We start from the raw sequence: 18568 nt of genomic DNA, 5'->3' as shown, positions 1-18568 counted from the left end.
TCCGCCTCCGGCTCCGGCAGGCGGGTCCAGGCCGCGGGCGGCAGGGGCGGCACGGGCCAGGGGACCGGGTTGATGCCGGTGGAGAGGTCGATGAAAGGTTCCGGCGCGCCGGGAAAGCGCGCCCGCGCGGCGCCGAGGCGGCCGCCATGTTCCAACCCCGCTTCCGCCATGCTAGCCGGCATGCCCTCTCCTTCCCGCGCTGGCGATGGCATATTTGCACACCCCCCTGCTGATCCTGCTCGGCGCGCTGCTGGCCGAGGCCGCCTTCGGCTACCCCAAAGCGCTGTATGCCGCCATCCGGCATCCGGTGGTGTGGATGGGCGGGCTGATCGCGGCGCTGGAGCGGCGGCTGAATGTTCTTTCGCTGCCCTTCGCCGCGCGGCGGCGGCGCGGCGTGCTGGGGCTGGGGCTGCTGCTGCTGGCGGTGGGGCTGCCCACGGCCGCGTTGCAGATCGGCCTCCTGGCGCTGCTGCCCTGGGGCCTGGCGGTCGGGCTGCTGGCGCTGCTGGCCGCCACCCTGCCGGCGCAGCGCAGCCTGTACGAGCATGTGGCCGCCGTGGCCGATGCGCTGGAGGGCCCAGGCGATGCGGCCGCGCGGCTGGCGGCGGGGCGGCGCGCCGTGTCGATGATCGTCGGCCGCGACACCGCCGTGCTGGACGAGGCCGGGGTGGTGCGCGCCGCCATCGAGAGCCTGGCGGAGAATTTCTCCGACGGGGTGGTGGCGCCGTCCTTCTGGTGCGGCGTGGCGGGCCTGCCGGGAACCGCGCTGTACAAGGCGATCAACACCGCCGACAGCATGGTGGGCCATCGCAACGAGCGCCATGGCGCCTATGGCTGGGCCTCGGCCCGGCTGGATGATGTCGTGAACCTGCCGGCCTCTCGCCTCGCGGCCTTGTGGATCGGGCTGGCGGCGCTGCTGCTGCCGGGGGCCGATGCGCGCGGCGCCTGGCGGGCGGTGTGGCGGGATGCGCGGCGCCACCGCTCGCCCAATGCCGGCTGGCCGGAGGCGGCGATGGCCGGCGCGCTGGGGCTGCGCCTGGCCGGCCCCCGCATCTATGGCGCGGTGCGGGTCGAGGATCATTGGATGGGCGATGGCCGCGCCGCGGCGACGCTGGCCGATCTGCGCCGCGCGCTCCGCCTCTACCGCCTCGCCTGCGCCCTTCCTCTTTTCTGTCTGGCCGCCGCCGTCGCGTGGTGAGGCGGGACGTTTTTTTTCCTGGCTGCCGCCGTCGCGTGGTGAGGCGGGACGTTTTTTTTCCTGGCTGCCGCCGTCGTGTGGTGAGGCGGGACGCTGCATTCGGGCGGAGCGCGGCCTGACAGGGAACGCGGCGGGGCCGGTGGGTGGGGTGGCCGTGCAGCGACCCCGTCGCGGCCCTGACCGGCAGTTTGCAGGAAAAAGATGGGGGTCTGGGGGAATTCATTCCCCCAGCCTTGCTTCACTTCCCCGCAAAACGATTTTTCTTGAAATAGACAAACGAGAAATATCGTCAAAATAAAATTTACATGCGACCGACCGATCCATGAATGATCCCAGAGTCCGCATGAGATTCCGCCGCAGAATCGCCACGATATCTCCCGGACGGACTTGATTTTCGCGGCGCAGCATAGCAGCTTGGTCTCTCAACAACCGCCAGAGAGTGCATCCGCCCGCGGCCTTTGCCGCTTTTCGACACAGAGCGCGGCCGCGTCCGGCCGCCCCAAGAACGGAGGGCCCTTCCGTGCTCCATAACGGATCCGCCACCCGGGACATCGCGTTCCACGAACCCGCCCCGTATCGCCGCGTCGCCGTCATCGGCGGTGGCGCCTGGGGCACCGCCCTGGCGCTGGCCGCGCAGCGGGCCGGCCGCCGCACCAGCCTCTGGGTGCGCGAGGCCGAGGCTATTGCCCAGATCGCCCGCACCGGGCGCAATCCCTTCCTGCCCGATCACGCGATTCCGCCGGCCATCGCCACCACCGCCGACCTCGCCGCCGCGCTGCGCGGTGCGGAGTTGGCCGTGCTGGTGGTGCCGTCCCAGCATCTGCGCGGCATCGCCTCGCGGGTCGAGCGACTGCTGCCGGATGGTGTGCCGGTGGTGCTCTGCGCCAAGGGGATCGAGGCCGACAGTGGCGCGCTGATGACGCAGGTGATCGCCGAGGAGATGCCGGGCCGGCCGCAGGCCGTGCTCTCCGGCCCGAGCTTCGCCGCCGAGGTGGCGGAGGACCAGCCGACCGCCGTCACCATCGCCGCCGAGCCCGGCCCGGACGGGATCTTCGCCGAGGGCCACCACGCGGCGCGCATCGCCGTCAGCTTCGCCAGCCGGCATTTCCGCCCCTACCTGTCGGACGACCCGGTGGGGGTCGAGGTCAGCGGCGCGGTGAAGAACGTGCTGGCCATCGCCTCGGGCGTGATCGATGGGCGCGGCCTCGGCGCCAATCCGCGCGCGGCGCTGCTGGCGCGCGGGCTCGCCGAGATCAGCCGGCTGGCCACGGCGCTGGGCGGCAGGCCAGAGACGGTGCTGGGCCTGTCGGGCGCCGGCGATGTGATGCTCACCTGCTCCTCCCCCCAGTCGCGCAATTTCTCCTTCGGCCAGGCGCTGGGCGCCGGCCGCGCGCCGCGGACGGCGCAGGGCGCGGTGGTGGAGGGCGTGGCCAATGCGCGCTCCGTCCTGGCGCTGGCCCAGCGCCTCGGCGTCGCCATGCCGATCTGCGAGGCGGTGGACCGCGTCGTGCATCACGGCCTGCCGGTGGAGCGCGCCATTGCAGCCCTGCTGACCGGCCCGCTGCGCGCCGAGCCGCGCAATCTGGAGCACCGCGCCAGCATCGCGCATCCGGCGCTCGCCACGCCGCGGCGGGAGCGCGTCTTCGCATGAGGGGCGCCGCGCAGACCCACCCGCTGAACCTGGTGCTGGCGACGGATCTCGACGGCACCTTCCTGGGCGGCAGCACGGCGCAGCGCCGCGCGCTGTACGAGCAGATCAACAGCCGCGACGATGTGCTGCTGGTCTTCGTCACAGGGCGGGACCGCGACTTCATCCGCGCCCTGCTGCGCGAGCCGGGCATGCCGCAGCCGCGCTACGTCATCGGCGATGTCGGCACCTCGGTCTTCGACGGCGAGACGCTGGCGCCGATCCCGACGCTGGAGGCGGAGATCGCGGCGCGCTGGAACAATGCCGGCGCGCGCATGACGGCGCTGCTGCAGGGCGAGCCCGGGCTGCGGCTGCAGCCCACCCCGTTCCGCCACCGCCTCAGCTACTACTACGACCCGGCGCTGCTGCAGGACTCCACGCTGCGCAAGGTGGAGGCGGAGGGGTTCGACGTGCTGACCTCGGCCGACACCTATCTCGACGTGCTGCCGCGCGGCATCGCCAAGGGGCCGACGCTGCTGCGGCTGGTCCACGCCCTGGGCCTGCCGGCCGACCGCGTGCTGACGGCGGGCGACACGATGAACGACCTGTCGCTGTTCCAGACCGGGCTGAAGGGCGTCGCCGTCGGCAATTCCGAGCCGCGCCTGGTGGAAGCGCTGCGCGACTGGCCCGAGACCTACCGTTCCGCCCTTCCGGGCGCCGCCGGCATCCTCGATGCCATCCGTCACTTTTCCCTGTTGCCGGAGGCCGTGGCATGAGCACCGAGACCCCGAAATCCTCGCTCGTCATCGTCTATCACCGCCAGCCCTATGAGGAGGCGGTGGAGAACGGGCAGACGGTGTTCCGCCCGAACCGCAGCCCGAACGGCATCGTGCCGACGCTGAAATCCTTCTTCCGGCGCACCGCGCCCGGCGCCGGCGCCTGGGTGGCGTGGAAGCTGGCCAGGCCCGGCGAGCGCTTCGAGCGTGCCGTGCACATCGATGACGAGAATGGCGGCTACACCGTCTCCCGCCTCGGGCTGACGGCCGAGGAGGTGGAGAGCTTCTACCACGTCACCTCGAAGGAGGCGCTGTGGCCGGTGCTGCACTCCTTCCCCTCGCTGTTCCACTACGACAATGCCGATTGGGACACTTTCCGCGCGGTGAACCGCAAATTCGCGGAAGCGGCCGCGGCGCAGGCCGAGGATGACGCCGTCATCTGGGTGCATGACTACAATCTGTGGCTGGTGCCGGCCTATCTGCGGCAGCTGAAGCCGCACGCGCGCATCGCCTTCTTCCACCACACGCCCTTCCCGGCGCCGGATGTCTTCAACATCCTGCCCTGGCGGCAGGAGATCCTGGACAGCCTGCTGGCCTGCGACAGCGTCGGCTTCCACACGCCGCGCTACGCCGCCAATTTCGCGGCGCTCGCCCGCGCGCTGGGCGGTGCCGAGCTGGCGGAAGAGGCCCCGGTGCCCGCCGCCTTCGGCGCGCCCGGCCAGGCGCTGTCCGAGCCCACCATGCCGACCCTGCTGCGCGCTCGCGGCCGGGAGGTGCGCATCGACACCGCCCCCGTCGGCACCGATGCCGCGCTGATCGCCGATGTGGTGCGGCGCCCGGAGAACCGCGCCATCCAGCAGGAGATCCGCGACGGGCTCTCCGGCCGCCGCATGATCATGGCGGTCGGCCGCACCGACTACACCAAGGGCATGATCGAGGCGCTGCAGGGCTTCGAGCGCCTGCTGGAACGCCGCCCCGAGCTGGTGGGGGAGGTGAAGCTGGTCGCCACCTCGGTCCGCGCCGCGGCGCAGATGAAGGTCTATGAGGACACCCAGCGCGACATCGAGGCGCTGGCCGGCCGCATCAATGGCCGCTTCTCCCGCCTCGACTGGACGCCGGTGGTGCTGTTCAGCAACTCGATCCCGTTCGAGACGCTGCTGGCCTACTACCATGTCGCGGATCTCTGCCTGACCACGCCGCTGCGCGACGGGCTGAACCTGGTGGCCAAGGAGTACGTCGCCGCCAAGCAGGGCCAGCCCGGCGCGCTGGTGCTGTCCGAATTCGCCGGCTGCGCCGTCGAGCTGCCGGATGCGGTGATGACCAACCCCTATTCCAAGCGCAACCTCGACCGCGCGCTGGACGAGGCGCTGGACATGCCGCAGGCCGAGGCCATCGCCCGCATGGAACGCATGGGCCGCGCCGTGCAGGAGGGCGATATCAGCCTGTGGACCGACCACATCTTCGCGGAGTTCGAGGCGATCGGCTTCCGCCCCCCCGCCCCGCTCTCCACCGCCGCTTGATTTTTTTGTCAGCTGCCGGTCAGGGCCGGGACGGGGGCGCTGCAACGGCCGCCTTCCTCTCCGGCCCAGGGCGGCAGGCGCGGCTTTTCTTGCCTTCCGTCGCCGGCGGCGAGGAAGGCTGCGGATGCGGCGCTCCTTGTCCACCGATGCCGGCACGCAAACCTGCCTGCCCTGGCCTGAACCATTCCGGGCCAGGGCTTTTTCATGCGCCGCGCACAGCAGAAAGCCCTCGCCCCGTTTCGGGAGCGAAGGCTTGAAAGATGCCGATCATCCGCTGCCAGCGCGCCACTCGCCTGTCGAGACAGCAGCGCCACCCTTGAGTGCAGCGCCCCGCCCCTCAATCCGGCGGCGGCAGCCCGGCAGACAAATCAGGCGTGCAGGGTGCGGGCCATGCGCAGGCAATCCTGCAGGCGCAACCGGCCGCCATGGGCGCGGCTGGCGCGATACAGGCGGGCGGCGAGCGCGGCACTGCTCGGCTCGGAGCGGGTGAAGGGGCGCAGCATGATGTGCAGCAGGGTCATGGCCGGGGGGTCCAATCGGTTGCTTTCGAAGGTAAAACTCCAAGCGTGAGGATTCGGTTTACGGCTCCCGAAATGGTCAACGCGGCCACGTCCTAGCTGGCCAGCGCCAGCAGCGCCGGGATGTCCATGTGCCGCTCCAGATGTTCGGCCAGCGCGTCCAGCGCCGCCTCCACCTCCGCCTCATGGTCGCGCGGCGCGGCCTTGGCGCCGAGCCGCGCCAGCCAGGCGGCGCGCTGCGCATCGGCCGAGAAGAAGCCATGCACATAGGTCCCCGCCACGCGCCCATCGGCGGAGGTCGCGCCCTCCGCCCGCCCATCCGCCAGATGCAGCAGCGGGCGCGCCGTGTCGGGGCCGGTGGTGCGGCCGATATGCATCTCATAGCCGGTGAAGCCCAGCCCATCGGCCAGGGTCGTGCCCGAGGCCGGCGCCAGGCGCTTCTCCCCCGCCAGCACCGTCTCCACCGCCAGCAGGCCAAGGCCGGGCACCGCGCCCGCCGGACCCTCCACCCCGTCCGGATCGGCGATGGACCGGCCCAGCATCTGGTAGCCGCCGCACAGGCCCAGCACCCGCCCGCCGCGCCGGTGATGCGCCAGGATGTCGGTGTCCCACCCCTCCGCCCGCAGCGCCGCCAGGTCGGCGATGGTGGCCTTGGAGCCGGGCAGGATCACCAGATCCACCCCCTCCGGCAGCGCCATGCCCGGGCGCAGCGGGATCAGCTCCACCCCCGGCTCCGCCGCCAGCGGGTCCAGATCGTCGAAATTGGCGATGCGCGGCAGCAGCGGCACGGCGATGCGGCAACCCGCGCCAGCACGGCGCGGCAGATGCTCCAGCAGGTCCTGTGCGTCCTCCGCCGGCAGGCGGCGCGCCCCCTCGAAGAACGGCACCAGGCCGAGCGGCGCCCAGCCGGTGCGCGCCGCGATCTGCGCCATGCCTTCCTCGAACAGCGAGAGATCGCCGCGCATCCGGTTGACCACGAAGCCGCGGATCATCGCGCGGTCCTCGGGCTCCAGCACCGTATGCGTGCCGACCAAGGAGGCGATGACCCCGCCACGGTCGATATCCCCCACCAGCACCACCGGCGTCCCGGTGGCCCGCGCGAAGCCCATATTGGCGATGTCGCCGCGCCGCAGATTGATCTCCGACGCGCTGCCCGCCCCCTCCACCAGCACGATGTCGGCCTCCGCCCGCAGCCGGGCGAAGCTGTCCAGCACATCGGGCAGCAGGCCGGGCTTCATCGCTTGGTACTCCCGCGCCCGCGCCGAGCCGCGCACCCGCCCCTGCACCACCAGCTGCGCGCCGATCTCGCTTTGCGGCTTCAGCAGCACCGGGTTCATGTGCACGCTGGGCGCCACGCCGGCCGCGCGCGCCTGCAAGGCCTGGGCGCGGCCGATCTCGCCCCCATCGGCGGTGACGGCTGCGTTGTTGGACATGTTCTGCGGCTTGAAGGGCCGCACCGTCAGCCCCCGCCGCACCAGCGCCCGCGCCAGACCGGCCACCAGCAGCGATTTGCCCACGGAAGAGCCGGTGCCTTGCAGCATCAGGGCGCGTGCGGTCATATCAGATCCTTCTTTTTCTGAAGAAAAAGAAGCAAAAAGACTTTTTTCAGGCTGCCGCCGTCTCTCGGCACAGCGGGACGCCAACTGATAAAAGTTTTTTGGTTCTTTTTTTCCAAAAAAGAACTCTTAAAACTCAATACCTTCCTGCGCCTTCACCCCGGCCGCGAAGTGATGCTTCACCGGCGTCATCTCCGTCACCAGATCGGCTGCCTCCAGCAAGGCGGGCGGCGCGTTGCGGCCGGTGACGACCACATGCAGCATCGGCGGCCGCCCGGCGAGACCCGCCAGCACCTCCTCCACCGGCAGGTAGCCATAGCGCAGCGCGATGCAGAGCTCGTCCAGCACCAGCAGGCCGAGGCCGGGACGCTGCATCAGCTCCAGCGCCTTCTCCCAGGCGCGGCGGCAGGCGGCGATGTCGCGCTCACGGTCCTGGGTCTCCCAGGTGAAGCCCTCGCCCATGCTGTGCCATTCGAGCTTGGGCAGCGCCTCCAGCACCGGCCGTTCCCCGGTGCTCCAGGCGCCCTTGATGAACTGCACCACGCCGACGCCGCGCCCGCGGCCCAGCATGCGCAGCGCCAGGCCGAAGGCGGCGGTGGATTTGCCCTTGCCCGCCCCGGTATGGACCATCAGCAGGCCTTTCTCGATGGTCTTGGCGGCCACCTCGGCATCCTGGACGGCTTTGCGCTTCGCCATCTTCTCGCGGTGGCGCGCGGTGTCCTCGGTCATGGCTCCCCCTTCAGCACCAGCGGCAGGCCGGCGGCGACGAAATGCACCCGCGCCGCGCGCGCGGCCAGGCGCTGGTTCAGCACGCCGGCGGCATCGCGGAAGCGCCGCGCCAGCGCGTTCTCCGGCACGATGCCCAGGCCCACCTCGCTCGCCACCAGCACGGTGGGGGCGGCGCGGGCGGCCAGCGCCGCCTCCAGCGCATCGGTCGCGGCGGGGATGTCGTGCTCGCCCAGCATCAGGTTGGTCAGCCACAGCGTCAGGCAATCGACCAGCGCCGGGCGCGGCCCGGCCTCGGCCAGGGCGGCGGGCAGGTCGAGCGGGGTGTTCAGCGTCTGCCAGCGGGAATCGCGCCGCGCTTGGTGCTCCGCGATGCGCGCGCGCATCTCGGCGTCCCAGGCCTCGGCGGTGGCCAGATAGGCCCAGGGGGCGGGGTGGCGGGCGATCAGCCCCTCGGCATGGCGCGACTTGCCGGAGCGGGCCCCGCCCAGGACCAGGGTGAAGCTCATGCCGGCCGGGGTAGCCTGACGTCAGAAAGGGAGCAAGAACCTTCTTTTTCTGAAGAAAAAGAAGCAAAAAGACTTTTTTCAGGCTGCCGCCGTCTCCCGGCCAAGCGAGGCGCCAAACTGATAAAAGTTTTTTGGTTCTTTTTTTCAAAAAAGAACGCTTTTTGCTTCCAAATTTACACTGCCCGCCGCGCCTTCTCCATGAAGCCGCCGACCTCGCGGTTCAGCCGCTCCGCCTCGCCGGAGAGGCCAGTGGCGGCCTCGCGCATCGCGGTGGCGGCGCTGTCGGTGGCGCTGGCGGCCTCGCGCACCGCGTCGATGTTGCGGCCGACCTCGGCGGTGCCGGCGGCGGCCTGCTCGACGCTGCGGGCGATCTCGGCGGTGGCGGCGCTCTGCTCCTCCACCGCGGCGGCGATGGCGGTGGCCACCTCATCCGTCTCGCGCACCGTGCTGCCGATGCGGGTGATGGCCTCCACCGCCTCGGCCAGGGCGCTCTGCATGGCGGCGATCTGCTGGGTGATCTGGTCGGTGGCGCGCGCCGTCTGGCTGGCCAGGCCCTTCACCTCGCCGGCCACCACGGCGAAGCCCTTGCCGGCCTCGCCGGCGCGCGCCGCCTCGATCGTCGCGTTCAGCGCCAGCAGGTTGGTCTGGCCGGCGATGCCGGAGATCAGCTGCACCACCTCCCCCACCTGCTGCGCCGCCTCGTTCAGCCCGGCCACCGTGGCATTGGTCTGCTCGACGGCGGTGACGGCCGAACGCGCGATCTGCGAGGCGCGGCCGACCTGCCGCGTGATCTCCGACACGGCGGAGGAAAGCTGCCGCGCCGCGACGGCGACGTTCTGCGAGCTGCTCTCCGCCTGGTGGGTGGCGGTGGCGGCGGCGGCGGCGCGCTGGCTGGTCTGCTCGGCGGTGGCGGACATGCCGGTGGCGGTGTCGCGCAGGCCGCCGGCGGCGCTGGCCACGTTGCGGATGACGCCGCCGACGCTGGCCTCGAACCCCTCGGCGAAGGCGGTGAATTCGCGCGCCTTGGCCTCCATGGCGGTGGCGGCGGCGTTGATGTCGTCGGCGCCGCTGCGGAAGGCGCCGGGCAGGCCGCGCCGCAGCACCTTGCGGTAGTAGCGCCCGCCGCTGGCCGCCCGCATGGCGCCAGCGGATTCGCGCACATAGGCATCGGTGATGTCGAGCAGGTGGTTCACCCGCCGCTGCAGCAGGCCGAGCGCGCCGGGCGCCGGCACCTCCAGCACGCGGGCTTCCAGGTCGCCCTTGGCGGCGGCCTCGGCCACCGCGGCGGTGCGGCGCATCACGCCTTCCTGCCGCAGCAGCGCGGCCAGCGCGGCGCCGCAGGCCAGCGCCGGCAGCGCGGCCAGCCCCGCCTCCAGCGCCGTGGCGCCGGAGAGGGCGACATAGCCGGCATGCCCGGCGGCGAGCAGGGTGGCGAGACCGAGGGGCCAGCGCGGCTCAGAGAGAGAAGACAAAGCGCTCATAGCTGGTTCCCTGTTTCGCCAGCAGGTCGTGCAGCGCGGCGGTGCCCTGCTGCATGCCCTGCTTGCGGTCCGCCGCCGCCTGCTCGATCCGCAGCAGCTGCTGATAGACCGGCCAGACCTTGGCCACCTGCGCCGGGTCGGGCTTGCGCCGGTTGGAGTGGTAGCCGATCACCCGCCCCTGCGCGTCGCGCGTCGGCGTCGCATGGGCGAAGACCCAGTAATGGTCGCCATCCGAGGCCATGTTCAGCACATAGCCGAAGAATTCCTCGCCGCGCTCCAGCGTGTCCCAGAACAGCTTGAAGACGCAGCGCGGCATCTCCGGGTGGCGGACGATGCTGTGCGGCTGGCCCAGGATCTCGGCGGCGGTGAATTTCGCGACCCGGAGAAACACGTCATTCGCATAGACGATCCGACCCTTGGGGTCCGTCTTGCTGACGATCAGCTCCTCCTCCCCGAGCGGGGCCTCCCGGCCTGTCGGGGTGATCTTGATCCTGGCCATGTCCCGGTTTCTGCCCGCTTTCCTGCCGCCGCCGGAGCTTAGGCTAAAAGTTGTTAACCATTTCCTAGGCGGCCAGCGCATCGTTTCGACGCCGCATCGCCGCGCCGGAGCCGCCGGCGAATATAAGAAATTTCGCATAAAGCAGGCCGCGCGCCGGGTTTGACACCCGCCCCGCCCGCCGCCTAAGCACGCGGCGATGGTCCTCCCGGGAGGGAGGTGAAAAGGGAATGCGGTGACCGGCCTGGCCCCTCGCGGGGATGGCCCCAATCCGCGGCTGCCCCCGCAACTGTAGGCGGAGAGCGCCCCGCCACCCCGGCCACTGGGCTCGCGCCTGGGAAGGCCGGCGGGGCGCGCCGGATCCGCGAGCCAGGAGACCTGCCATCACCCATCGGATCGTGCCACCGGGCGGGGTGCCCCGGCGGGCGGCGACGGGCCCGGGCGTCCTGCCCCGGGCACCCTCGACCCGGGCGGGCCCGCGCCCACCGGGCGGTCGGCATCCCGTGCCTGCACGCGCCCCCATCCGGGGCGCCGGAGAGACGCATGGAGCCGGCCGCAGACACCCCGCAGGACGCCCCGTCCGCGACCCCCTGCCTGATCCTCTGCACCACCTGCCGCGCCGGCCGCACCCTGGCCGAGGGCGAGGTGCCGCCGGGCCAGATCCTGCACGACACCCTGGCCGCCGCGCTCGCCGCGCACCCGGCGCCGCCCGTGACGCTGCGCGCCGCCAAATGCCTCTCGGTCTGCGCCCAGGGCTGCGCCGGCGCCATGACCCAGCCCGGCAAGTGGAGCTACCTGCTCGGCCGGCTGGACCAGGCGCCGCTGGCGGACCTGCTGGCCTATGCCGAAACCTATGCGGCGCATCCGACGGGGGCCGTGCTGCCCTCCCGCCGCCCCGAATCGCTGCGCGGCGCCGTGCTGGGCCGCCTTCCCTCCCTCACCGACGCCCCGCAGGAGAGTGCCGCATGAGCGCCCCCGTTCTGGACAAGGTTCCCGCCACCATCGTCACCGGCTTCCTCGGCGCCGGGAAGACCACCCTGCTGCGCCACCTGATGAGCCGCGCCGAGGGCCGCCGCATCGCCATCATCGTCAACGAGTTCGGCAGCCTCGGCGTCGATGGCGAGACGCTGAAGGATTGCGGCATCCCCGGCTGCGAGGCGGAGAACATCGTCGAGCTGGCCAATGGCTGCCTCTGCTGCACCGTGGCCGACGACTTCATCCCGACCATCGAGGCGCTGCTCGGCCGGCCCAACCCGCCCGAGCACATCCTGATCGAGACCTCGGGCCTGGCCCTGCCCAAGCCGCTGATCAAGGCCTTCAACTGGCCCGCCATCCGCTCCCGCGTCACGGTCGATGGCGTGGTGACGGTGGTGGACAGCCCCGCCGCCGCGGAAGGGCGCTTCGCCGACGACCCGGAGGCGGTCGCCGCCCAGCGCGCGGCCGACCCCTCCCTCGACCACGACAACCCGTTGGCCGAGGTGTTCGAGGACCAGCTGAACGCCGCCGACATCGTCGTGCTGAACAAGGCCGATCTGCTGGACGAGGCGGCGCTCGCCGCGCTGCGCGCCGATCTCGCCCCGCGCCTGCCGCGCGCGGTGAAGCTGGTGCCGGCCAAGGAGGGCGCGCTGGACCCGGCCATCCTGCTCGGCCTCAACGCCGCCGCCGAGGATGACTTGGCCGCCCGCCCCTCGCACCACGATGCCGAGGATGGCGCGCATGAGCATGACGACTTCGAAAGCTTCGTGCTGGTGCTGCCGGAATACGACTCGGCCGACGAACTGATGCGCCGCCTGCCGGAGGTCGCCGCGCGGCACGACATCCTGCGCATCAAGGGCTTCGTGCGGCTGAAGGGCAAGCCGATGCGCCTCGCCGTGCAGGGCGTCGGGCGCCGCTTCCGCCAGCATTTCGACCGCGCCTGGACGGATGACCGGGACGGGCATCTGGTCGTCATCGGGCAGACGGGGATGGACGTGGAAGCGATCGCAAAGGAGATTCTCGGATAAGAATCTTCTTTTTCTGAAGAAAAAGAAGCAAAAAGACTTTTGTCAGGCTGCCGCCGTCTCCCGTAAAAGCGGGACGCCAAACTGACAGAAGTTTTTTGGTTCTTTTTTTCAAAAAAGAACATCTGAAAGACCCTTTCTCTTGCACCTCCTCGTCCGCGAAACCCGCAGCCTGGACGATGCCGAGCAGGCCGAGGATCTCGGCCACGCTCCGGCGGACCTCGTGCTGCTGTCCTTCAGCGACGCGGATCTCGGCGCGGCGGCGATGGGCTGGTCGCGGCTCGCGGAACCACGCCCGACGCTGCGGCTGGCCAATCTCGGCCGGCTGCGGCACCCGATGTCGGTGGACCTCTATGCCGAGGACACGCTGGCGCGCTCCCGCTGCGTGGTGATCCGCCTGCTGGGCGGGCTGGAATACTGGGGCTATGGGGCGGAGGAGGTGGCGGCGCTGTGCCGGCGCCAGGGCATCCCGCTGGCCCTGCTGCCCGGCTGCGGGCGCGACGATGCCCGGCTGGCGGAGCTTTCCACCGTACCGCCGGCCATGCACGCCCGCATGGACAAGCTGCTGGCCGAGGGCGGGCCGAACAATCTGGCCGCCGCGCTGCGCCTGGCCGCGCATTGGGCCGGGCTGGGCCCCGATGACGGCACCCCGCCCCTGCCCCTGCCGCTCTCCGGCGAGCATCCGCTGGGCGCGGAGGAGGCCGGCCCTCAGGCGGTGATCGTCTTCTACCGCTCCCACCTGCTCTCCGGCGACATCGCGCCGATGCTGGAGCTGGCCACGGCCCTGCGGGCGCGCGGGCTGCGGGTGCGCGGGCTGTATGTCGCCAGCCTGAAGGAAGCGGGATCCGCCGCGCTGGTGCGGTCGCGGCTCTCGGCCTGGCGCCCGGCGGTGGTGCTGAACGCCACCGCCTTCGCCGCGCGGCAGGAGGGGGAGTCGCCGCTGGATGCGGCGGGCGCGCCCGTGTTGCAGGTGATGCTCTCCGGCGCGGCGCGGGAGGCCTGGGCGGCCTCGCCGCGCGGGCTGTCGCAGAGCGACCTCGCCATGCAGGTGGCGCTGCCGGAGCTGGATGGGCGGCTGCTGACCGCCGCCATCGGCTTCAAGGCCCCAGCCGAGCCCCTGCCGGGGCTGGAGCAATCCCGCACCCTGCTGGCCCCCGATGCCAGCGGCATCGCGCTCGCCGCCGAGCGGGCGCTGGGCTGGGCGCGGCTGGCCGCCACCCCGCGCGCCGCGCGGCGGCTGGCGGTGCTGCTCTCCGACTATCCGGCGATGGGCGGGCAGGAAGGCCATGCGGTGGGGCTGGACAGCTTTGCCAGCCTGGCCGCGCTGCTCGGCGATCTGGCTTCCGCCGGCTACGACATCGGCGGCGCGACCGTCACGGCCGACACCCTGGCCCAGGCCCTGACGCGCGGCACCCCCACCCCGCTGCTGTCCCTGGAAGACTACCGCGCCGCCTTCGCCACTCTGCCCAAGGCGCTGCGTCAATCGGTCACCGCCGCCTGGGGCGCCCCGGAAGACGACCCCACCTGCCGCGACGGCGCCTTCCACGCCCGCCATCTGCGGCTGGGAAAAATCCTGATGGCGGTGCAGCCGGATCGCGGCGGGGCGCTGGACCGTTCGGCCGCCTATCATGACCCGGACACGCCGCCGCGCCACGGCTACATCGCCTTCTACCTGGCGCTGCGGCGCGGGGCGGATGCGCTGCTGCATCTCGGCACGCATGGCACGCTGGAATGGCTGCCGGGCAAGGCGGTGGCGCTGTCGGAGGCCTGCGCGCCGCGCGCCCTGCTGGGCGGGCTGCCGGTGGCCTACCCCTTCATCGTCAACAACCCGGGCGAGGCCGCGGTCGCCAAGCGCCGCCTGGGCGCGGTGACCATCGGCCATCTGACGCCGCCGCTGAAATCCGCCGGCCATCACGGCGCCGCGGCCGAGCTGGAAAAGCTGATCGACGAATACGCCGCCGCCGACGGGCTGGACCGCCGCCGCACCGCCCTGCTGCGCCGCGCCATCCTGGACCGCGCCGGGGAGGCCGGGCTGCTCGAGGAAGGCCATATCCCGCGCGACATCCCGGAGGAGGAGGCGCTCTCCCGCCTCGATGCCTGGCTGTGCGACGTGAAGGAGCTGCAGATCCGCGACGGGCTGCACGTCTTCGGCCGCCCGCCGGCGCCGGAGCGCCGCGCCCTGCTGCTGGAGAATCTGGCCCGCGCCACGCCCGGCTTCGACCCGGCGCGGCTGGATGCCTGCGCGGCGGCCGAGCGCGATGCGCTGCTGGCGGCGCTCGACGGGCGCTTCGTTCCCCCCGGCCCTGCCGGCGCACCCACCCGTGGCCGCGCCGACGTGCTGCCCACCGGGCGGAACCTGTACAGCATCGACCCGCGCGGCGTGCCGACGCGCTCCGCCCTGGCCCTGGCCGAGAAGGCCGCCGACGACCTGCTGCGCCGCCACCGGCAGGAGCAGGGCGACTGGCCGCGCCATCTGATGCTCGACCTCTGGGGCAGCGCCACGCTGCGCACGGGGGGGGAGGATCTGGCGCTTGCTTTACTGTTGATGGGCGCGCGGCCGGTGTGGGACGCGGCCTCGGCCCGCGTCACGGGGGTCGAGATCATCCCGCTGGCGCTGCTGGACCGGCCGCGCGTCGATGTCACGCTGCGCATCTCCGGCCTGTTCCGCGATGCCTTCCCGGCGCAGATCGCGCTGTTCGACGAGGCGGTGCGCGCCATCGCCGCGCGGGACGAGGCGCCGGAGTGGAACGCGCTGGCCGCATCGGCGCAGGGGTTGGATGGTGCGGCGCTGCGCCACGCCACCGCCCGCATCTTCGGCGCCGCCCCCGGCAGCTATGGCACCGGGCTGGAGGAGGTGCTGGCGAAAGGCGCCTGGGAACAGAAAGAAGATCTCGGCCGCGCCTGGATCGCCGGTTCGGCCGCCGCCTATGGCCAGGGGCTGGAGGGCGTCGCGGCGCCCGAGGCGCTGCGCGACCGGCTGGCCCTGGCCGAGGCCTTCCTGCACAGCCAGGACCATGACGGCACCGATCTGCTGGACAGCCCCGAGGTCGCCGCCCATGCCGGCGGCTTTGCCGCCGCCGCCGCGCTGCTCGGCGCCAGCCCGGCGCTCTACCATGCCGACACCAGCCGCCCCGGCGACCCGCGCCTGCGCAGCGTGGCGGAGGAGGTGGCGCGCGTGCTGCGCGGCCGCGCCGCCAACCCGGCCTGGATCGCCGGCATGATGCGCCATGGCCGCCGCGGCGCCGCCGAGATCACCCGCGCGGTGGAGGCGCTGCACGGCTTCGCCGCCACCCTACCCACCCGCTTCGACCGGCAGTTCGATTTGCTGCACGCGGCCACGCTGGGCGACGAGACGGTCCTGTCCTTCCTGGAGGAGCATAATCCGGAGGCGCTGGCGGCGCTGCGGGCGCGCTTCGCCGAGGCCCGTGAGAGGGGGCTGTGGCATGCGCGGCGGAATGATGTTTGAAGGAGCAGAAGGGTTCTTTTTTGAAAAAAAGAACCAAAAAACTTCTGTCAGTTTGGCGTTCCGCCGTGACGGGAGACGGCGGCAGCCTGAAAAAAGTCTTTTGCTTCTTTTCTTCAGAAAAGAAGATCTTCCTGAAAAGGCTCCCTTCTCATGGCATCGGTGAAGGGCTGGTGCCCCAACCTCTACGCCCCGATGGACACGGGCGATGGCGTGCTGCTGCGGGTGAAGCCCTTTGGCGGGCGGCTGAGCGTGGCGCAGGCGCGCGCTTTGGCGGCCATCGCTCCCGGCGCCATCGAGCTGACCAACCGCGCCAATCTGCAGCTGCGCGGCGCCAGCGCCGAGAGCGCCCCGGCGCTGGCCCAGGCCCTGGTCGCCGCCGGGCTGGCCGATGCCGATCCGGGGCGGGAGGCGCGGCGCAACCTGATCGCCCCGCCGCTGCTGGGGGATGACCCGACGATCCCGGCCGGGGCGCTGGGCTGGCGGGACGCGCTGGCCGGCGTGCTGGACAGCGCCGGCACCCTGCCGGGCAAGTTCGGCCTGGTGCTGGAGGCCGGCGGCGTGCTGCCGCTGGCGGGGGTGGAGGGCGACATCACCCTGCGCCTCGCCGCCGATGGCACCGCCTGGCTGCGGCTGCAGGAGGCACCCTGGCAGGCGCGCGGCGCCACGCCGGGGCAGGTCGCCACGCTGGTGGAGGCGTTCCGCGCCAGCGGCGCGAAGCGCATGCGCGGCGCGGTGGAGCGGCTGGGCGCCGCCGCGCTGTTCGCCGCCGCCGGGCTGGTGCCGGAGGCCACCGCCTCCGCCGCCCCCGCCGTGCCGGAGGTGCTGGGCTTCCACCCCTATCCGGGCGGGGCGCGGGGCGGTTTCGGGCTGATGCCGGAATTCGGCGTGCTGGACGGGGCCGGGCTGCTCGCTTTGGCCGATCTGGCCGAGCGCTTCGGCGATGGCACGCTGCGCCTGACGCCCTGGCGCGCCGTGCTGCTCGGCGGTGTCACGCAGCCGGCGGCGCTGGCGGCGGAAGCGGCGGGCTGGGTCACCGATCCTGCCGACCCGCGCCGCCGCATCATCGCCTGCCCGGGCTCGGAGGGCTGCGCCAGCGGCCTGGCCCCGGTGCGGCGGGATGCGCGGGCGCTGCTGGCGCAGGGCGCGGTGCCGGCGCGGGGCTTGCTGCATCTCTCGGGCTGCGCCAAAGGCTGCGCGCATCCCGCGCCGGCGGCGGCGGTGCTGGTGGCGGGGCGCGATGGCTATGCCCTGCTGCGCCAGGCCCACGCCGGCGACACGCCGCTGCGCAGCGGACTCACCCTCGCCGAGGCGGCGGCCGAACTGGAAAACGAATGAGCGGCTACGACTACATCCGCGACGGCGCGGCGATCTACGAGAAATCCTTCGCCACCATCCGGGCGGAGGCCGATCTCGCCGGCTTCTCCGTGGCCGAGGCGCGGGTGGCGGTGCGCGTCATCCATGCCTGCGGGCTGGTGGAGGTGGCGCGCCATATCCGCTTCGCCCCCGGCTTTACGCAGGCCGCCGAAAGCGCGTTGCGCGCCGGCGCGCCGATCCTGTGCGACGCCAAGATGGTGGCGCAGGGCATCACCCGCCCGCGCCTGCCGGCGGCGAACGAGATCCTCTGCCTGCTGGACGATCCGCGCGTGCCCGATCATGCGCGCGCCATCGGCAACACCCGCTCCGCCGCCGCGCTGGATTTCTGGGGCGACAGGCTGCGCGGCGCCGTCGTCGCCATCGGCAATGCGCCCACCGCGCTGTTCCACCTGCTGGAGCTGATCGATGCCGGCGCGCCGCCTCCCGCCGCCATCATCGGCCTGCCGGTGGGCTTTGTCGGCGCCGCCGAATCCAAGGCGGCGCTGGCGGCGTGGAACCGCGTGCCCTGGATGATCGTGGAAGGCCGGCAGGGTGGCAGCGCCATGGCGGTGGCGGCCGTCAACGCGCTGGCGATGGAGCGCGAATGAGCGGCGTGCTGCACATTGTGGGCGTCGGCCCCGGCGATCCGGAGCTGGTGACGCTGCGCGCCGCGCGCATCCTGGGCCGCGCGCCGTCCTATGCCTTCTTCGCCAAGCGCGGGCGGGTGGGCCATGCCGTCACCATCGCCACGCCGCACCTGAACCCGGCGGCCGAGGCCCTGCGCTTCGAATACCCCTACACCACCGAGCTCTCCGTCGAGGATGCGCGCTACGCCGGCGGCATGGGCGCTTTCTACGACGACTGCGCCGAGCGCCTGGCCGGGCGCCTCTCGGCCGGCGAGGAGGTGGCGCTGCTCTGCGAGGGCGATCCCTTCCTCTACGGCTCGGCCATGTATCTGTTCGACCGGCTGCGCGGGCGCTTCGCGGTGGAGGTGACGCCCGGCATCACCGCCATGTCGGGCTGCTGGTCGCGCGCCGCCGCGCCGATGGTGCATGGCGACGATGTTCTGTCCGTGCTGCCCGCCACCATGCCGGAGGCCGAGCTGGCCGAGGCGCTGCAGCGCTGCGACGCCGCCGTGGTGATGAAGCTCGGCCGCAACCTGCCCAAGCTGCGCGCGGTGCTGGAACGCACCGGGCTGCTGCCGCGCGCCATCTATGCCGAGCGCGGCACCATGCCGGGCGAGGTGGTGATGAAGCTCGCCGAACGCGATGACAGCCCGGCGCCGTATTTCGCGCTGGTGCTGATTCCGGGGCGGCAGGGTGTCAGATGAAAAAAGAAATCG

The 18568-nt window shown here is 72.1% G+C and carries 16 protein-coding genes, 1 pseudogene and 1 riboswitch; of the genes and pseudogenes, 10 read left to right on the top strand and 7 right to left on the bottom strand.

The annotated features are described in order from the left end of the window. Window positions 1–182, bottom strand: a pseudogene (locus tag HMPREF0731_RS25580) (threonine-phosphate decarboxylase CobD); the annotation flags it as partial. A gap of 23 nt (window positions 183–205) precedes the next feature. On the opposite strand from HMPREF0731_RS25580, the gene cbiB reads away from it, so the two are divergent. The 4 genes from cbiB to ggpS all read left to right on the top strand — a co-directional run bounded on the left by cbiB (window position 206) and on the right by ggpS (window position 5121). Then, window positions 206–1198 carry an adenosylcobinamide-phosphate synthase CbiB gene (gene cbiB / locus HMPREF0731_RS15110; protein WP_007005033.1) on the top strand — a complete coding sequence of 331 codons (993 nt, stop codon included), beginning with the start codon at window positions 206–208 and terminating at the stop codon, window positions 1196–1198. A gap of 520 nt (window positions 1199–1718) precedes the next feature. Further along, the gene (locus tag HMPREF0731_RS15105) at window positions 1719–2849 is read left to right on the top strand and encodes an NAD(P)H-dependent glycerol-3-phosphate dehydrogenase (RefSeq protein WP_007005032.1); all 1131 of its coding nucleotides are present in this window, start codon (window positions 1719–1721) and stop codon (window positions 2847–2849) included. Beyond that, window positions 2846–3601: an HAD family hydrolase gene (locus HMPREF0731_RS15100; RefSeq protein ID WP_007005031.1), complete on the top strand. Its 756-nt coding sequence runs from the start codon at window positions 2846–2848 to the stop codon at window positions 3599–3601. Before HMPREF0731_RS15105 ends, HMPREF0731_RS15100 begins: the two co-directional genes overlap by 4 nt. Continuing rightward, entirely contained in the window at window positions 3598–5121 is a 1524-nt protein-coding gene (gene ggpS, locus HMPREF0731_RS15095) for a glucosylglycerol-phosphate synthase (RefSeq protein WP_007005030.1), read from the top strand. Before HMPREF0731_RS15100 ends, ggpS begins: the two co-directional genes overlap by 4 nt. Before the next feature lie 368 nt (window positions 5122–5489). Here the strand turns inward: ggpS and HMPREF0731_RS24420 are convergent, their stop codons facing one another. From HMPREF0731_RS24420 to HMPREF0731_RS15070, 6 genes are all read right to left on the bottom strand, one after another. Then, on the bottom strand, window positions 5490–5642 hold the full coding sequence (locus tag HMPREF0731_RS24420) for a hypothetical protein (RefSeq protein ID WP_007005029.1): 153 nt from the start codon (window positions 5640–5642) through the stop codon (window positions 5490–5492). 92 nt (window positions 5643–5734) lie between these two features. Then, on the bottom strand, window positions 5735–7198 hold the full coding sequence (locus HMPREF0731_RS15090; RefSeq protein WP_007005028.1) for a cobyric acid synthase: 1464 nt from the start codon (window positions 7196–7198) through the stop codon (window positions 5735–5737). Window positions 7199–7324: 126 nt separating this feature from the next. Further along, window positions 7325–7924, bottom strand: a complete 600-nt coding sequence (gene cobO, locus HMPREF0731_RS15085; protein ID WP_007005026.1) for a cob(I)yrinic acid a,c-diamide adenosyltransferase — start codon at window positions 7922–7924, stop codon at window positions 7325–7327. Further along, the gene (gene cobU / locus HMPREF0731_RS15080; RefSeq protein WP_007005025.1) at window positions 7921–8430 is read right to left on the bottom strand and encodes a bifunctional adenosylcobinamide kinase/adenosylcobinamide-phosphate guanylyltransferase; all 510 of its coding nucleotides are present in this window, start codon (window positions 8428–8430) and stop codon (window positions 7921–7923) included. The genes cobO and cobU overlap by 4 nt, the downstream gene beginning before the upstream one ends. A 173-nt stretch (window positions 8431–8603) precedes the next feature. Next, on the bottom strand, window positions 8604–9902 hold the full coding sequence (locus HMPREF0731_RS15075; RefSeq protein WP_083854534.1) for a methyl-accepting chemotaxis protein: 1299 nt from the start codon (window positions 9900–9902) through the stop codon (window positions 8604–8606). Beyond that, window positions 9886–10410: a PAS domain-containing protein gene (locus HMPREF0731_RS15070; protein ID WP_007005023.1), complete on the bottom strand. Its 525-nt coding sequence runs from the start codon at window positions 10408–10410 to the stop codon at window positions 9886–9888. The genes HMPREF0731_RS15075 and HMPREF0731_RS15070 overlap by 17 nt, the downstream gene beginning before the upstream one ends. Window positions 10411–10590: 180 nt before the next feature. Next, window positions 10591–10807: riboswitch (cobalamin riboswitch) on the top strand. Window positions 10808–10950: 143 nt separating this feature from the next. Between HMPREF0731_RS15070 and HMPREF0731_RS15065 the strand changes: the two genes are divergently transcribed. The 6 genes from HMPREF0731_RS15065 to HMPREF0731_RS15040 all read left to right on the top strand — a co-directional run bounded on the left by HMPREF0731_RS15065 (window position 10951) and on the right by HMPREF0731_RS15040 (window position 18556). Then, window positions 10951–11376, top strand: a complete 426-nt coding sequence (locus HMPREF0731_RS15065; RefSeq protein WP_007005022.1) for a DUF1636 family protein — start codon at window positions 10951–10953, stop codon at window positions 11374–11376. Continuing rightward, window positions 11373–12410 (top strand): cobalamin biosynthesis protein CobW, encoded by a 1038-nt coding sequence (gene cobW / locus HMPREF0731_RS15060; RefSeq protein ID WP_007005021.1) that lies wholly within the window; start codon window positions 11373–11375, stop codon window positions 12408–12410. The genes HMPREF0731_RS15065 and cobW overlap by 4 nt, the downstream gene beginning before the upstream one ends. 139 nt (window positions 12411–12549) lie before the next feature. Further along, complete coding sequence (cobN, locus tag HMPREF0731_RS15055) at window positions 12550–15873, top strand: cobaltochelatase subunit CobN (RefSeq protein ID WP_007005019.1); 3324 nt, start codon at window positions 12550–12552, stop codon at window positions 15871–15873. Between the two features lie 150 nt (window positions 15874–16023). Then, window positions 16024–17208, top strand: a complete 1185-nt coding sequence (gene cobG / locus HMPREF0731_RS15050) for a precorrin-3B synthase (RefSeq protein WP_007005017.1) — start codon at window positions 16024–16026, stop codon at window positions 17206–17208. After that, window positions 17205–17834 carry a precorrin-8X methylmutase gene (locus tag HMPREF0731_RS15045; protein ID WP_007005016.1) on the top strand — a complete coding sequence of 210 codons (630 nt, stop codon included), beginning with the start codon at window positions 17205–17207 and terminating at the stop codon, window positions 17832–17834. Before cobG ends, HMPREF0731_RS15045 begins: the two co-directional genes overlap by 4 nt. Then, window positions 17831–18556, top strand: coding sequence for a precorrin-2 C(20)-methyltransferase (locus tag HMPREF0731_RS15040; RefSeq protein WP_007005015.1), 726 nt, complete (start codon window positions 17831–17833; stop codon window positions 18554–18556). Before HMPREF0731_RS15045 ends, HMPREF0731_RS15040 begins: the two co-directional genes overlap by 4 nt. The last annotated feature ends 12 nt before the right edge of the window (window positions 18557–18568 follow it).

The organism is Pseudoroseomonas cervicalis ATCC 49957 (assembly GCF_000164635.1).
GTDB classification, from domain to species: domain Bacteria; phylum Pseudomonadota; class Alphaproteobacteria; order Acetobacterales; family Acetobacteraceae; genus Pseudoroseomonas; species Pseudoroseomonas cervicalis.
The sequence above is the reverse complement of the archived record's forward strand: the minus strand, read 5'-3'. Positions and strand labels throughout refer to the sequence as shown.

What these genes read in the sequence shown, in the direction of transcription:
- cbiB (WP_007005033.1), top strand. Translation starts at nt 206, where the DNA reads ATGGCATATTTGCACACCCCCCTGCTGATCCTGCTCGGCGCGCTGCTG.
- HMPREF0731_RS15100 (WP_007005031.1), top strand. Translation starts at nt 2,846, where the DNA reads ATGAGGGGCGCCGCGCAGACCCACCCGCTGAACCTGGTGCTGGCGACG.
- ggpS (WP_007005030.1), top strand. Translation starts at nt 3,598, where the DNA reads ATGAGCACCGAGACCCCGAAATCCTCGCTCGTCATCGTCTATCACCGC.
- HMPREF0731_RS24420 (WP_007005029.1), bottom strand. Translation starts at nt 5,642, where the DNA reads ATGACCCTGCTGCACATCATGCTGCGCCCCTTCACCCGCTCCGAGCCG.
- HMPREF0731_RS15090 (WP_007005028.1), bottom strand. Translation starts at nt 7,198, where the DNA reads ATGACCGCACGCGCCCTGATGCTGCAAGGCACCGGCTCTTCCGTGGGC.
- cobO (WP_007005026.1), bottom strand. Translation starts at nt 7,924, where the DNA reads ATGACCGAGGACACCGCGCGCCACCGCGAGAAGATGGCGAAGCGCAAA.
- cobU (WP_007005025.1), bottom strand. Translation starts at nt 8,430, where the DNA reads ATGAGCTTCACCCTGGTCCTGGGCGGGGCCCGCTCCGGCAAGTCGCGC.
- HMPREF0731_RS15070 (WP_007005023.1), bottom strand. Translation starts at nt 10,410, where the DNA reads ATGGCCAGGATCAAGATCACCCCGACAGGCCGGGAGGCCCCGCTCGGG.
- HMPREF0731_RS15065 (WP_007005022.1), top strand. Translation starts at nt 10,951, where the DNA reads ATGGAGCCGGCCGCAGACACCCCGCAGGACGCCCCGTCCGCGACCCCC.
- cobW (WP_007005021.1), top strand. Translation starts at nt 11,373, where the DNA reads ATGAGCGCCCCCGTTCTGGACAAGGTTCCCGCCACCATCGTCACCGGC.
- cobG (WP_007005017.1), top strand. Translation starts at nt 16,024, where the DNA reads ATGGCATCGGTGAAGGGCTGGTGCCCCAACCTCTACGCCCCGATGGAC.
- HMPREF0731_RS15045 (WP_007005016.1), top strand. Translation starts at nt 17,205, where the DNA reads ATGAGCGGCTACGACTACATCCGCGACGGCGCGGCGATCTACGAGAAA.
- HMPREF0731_RS15040 (WP_007005015.1), top strand. Translation starts at nt 17,831, where the DNA reads ATGAGCGGCGTGCTGCACATTGTGGGCGTCGGCCCCGGCGATCCGGAG.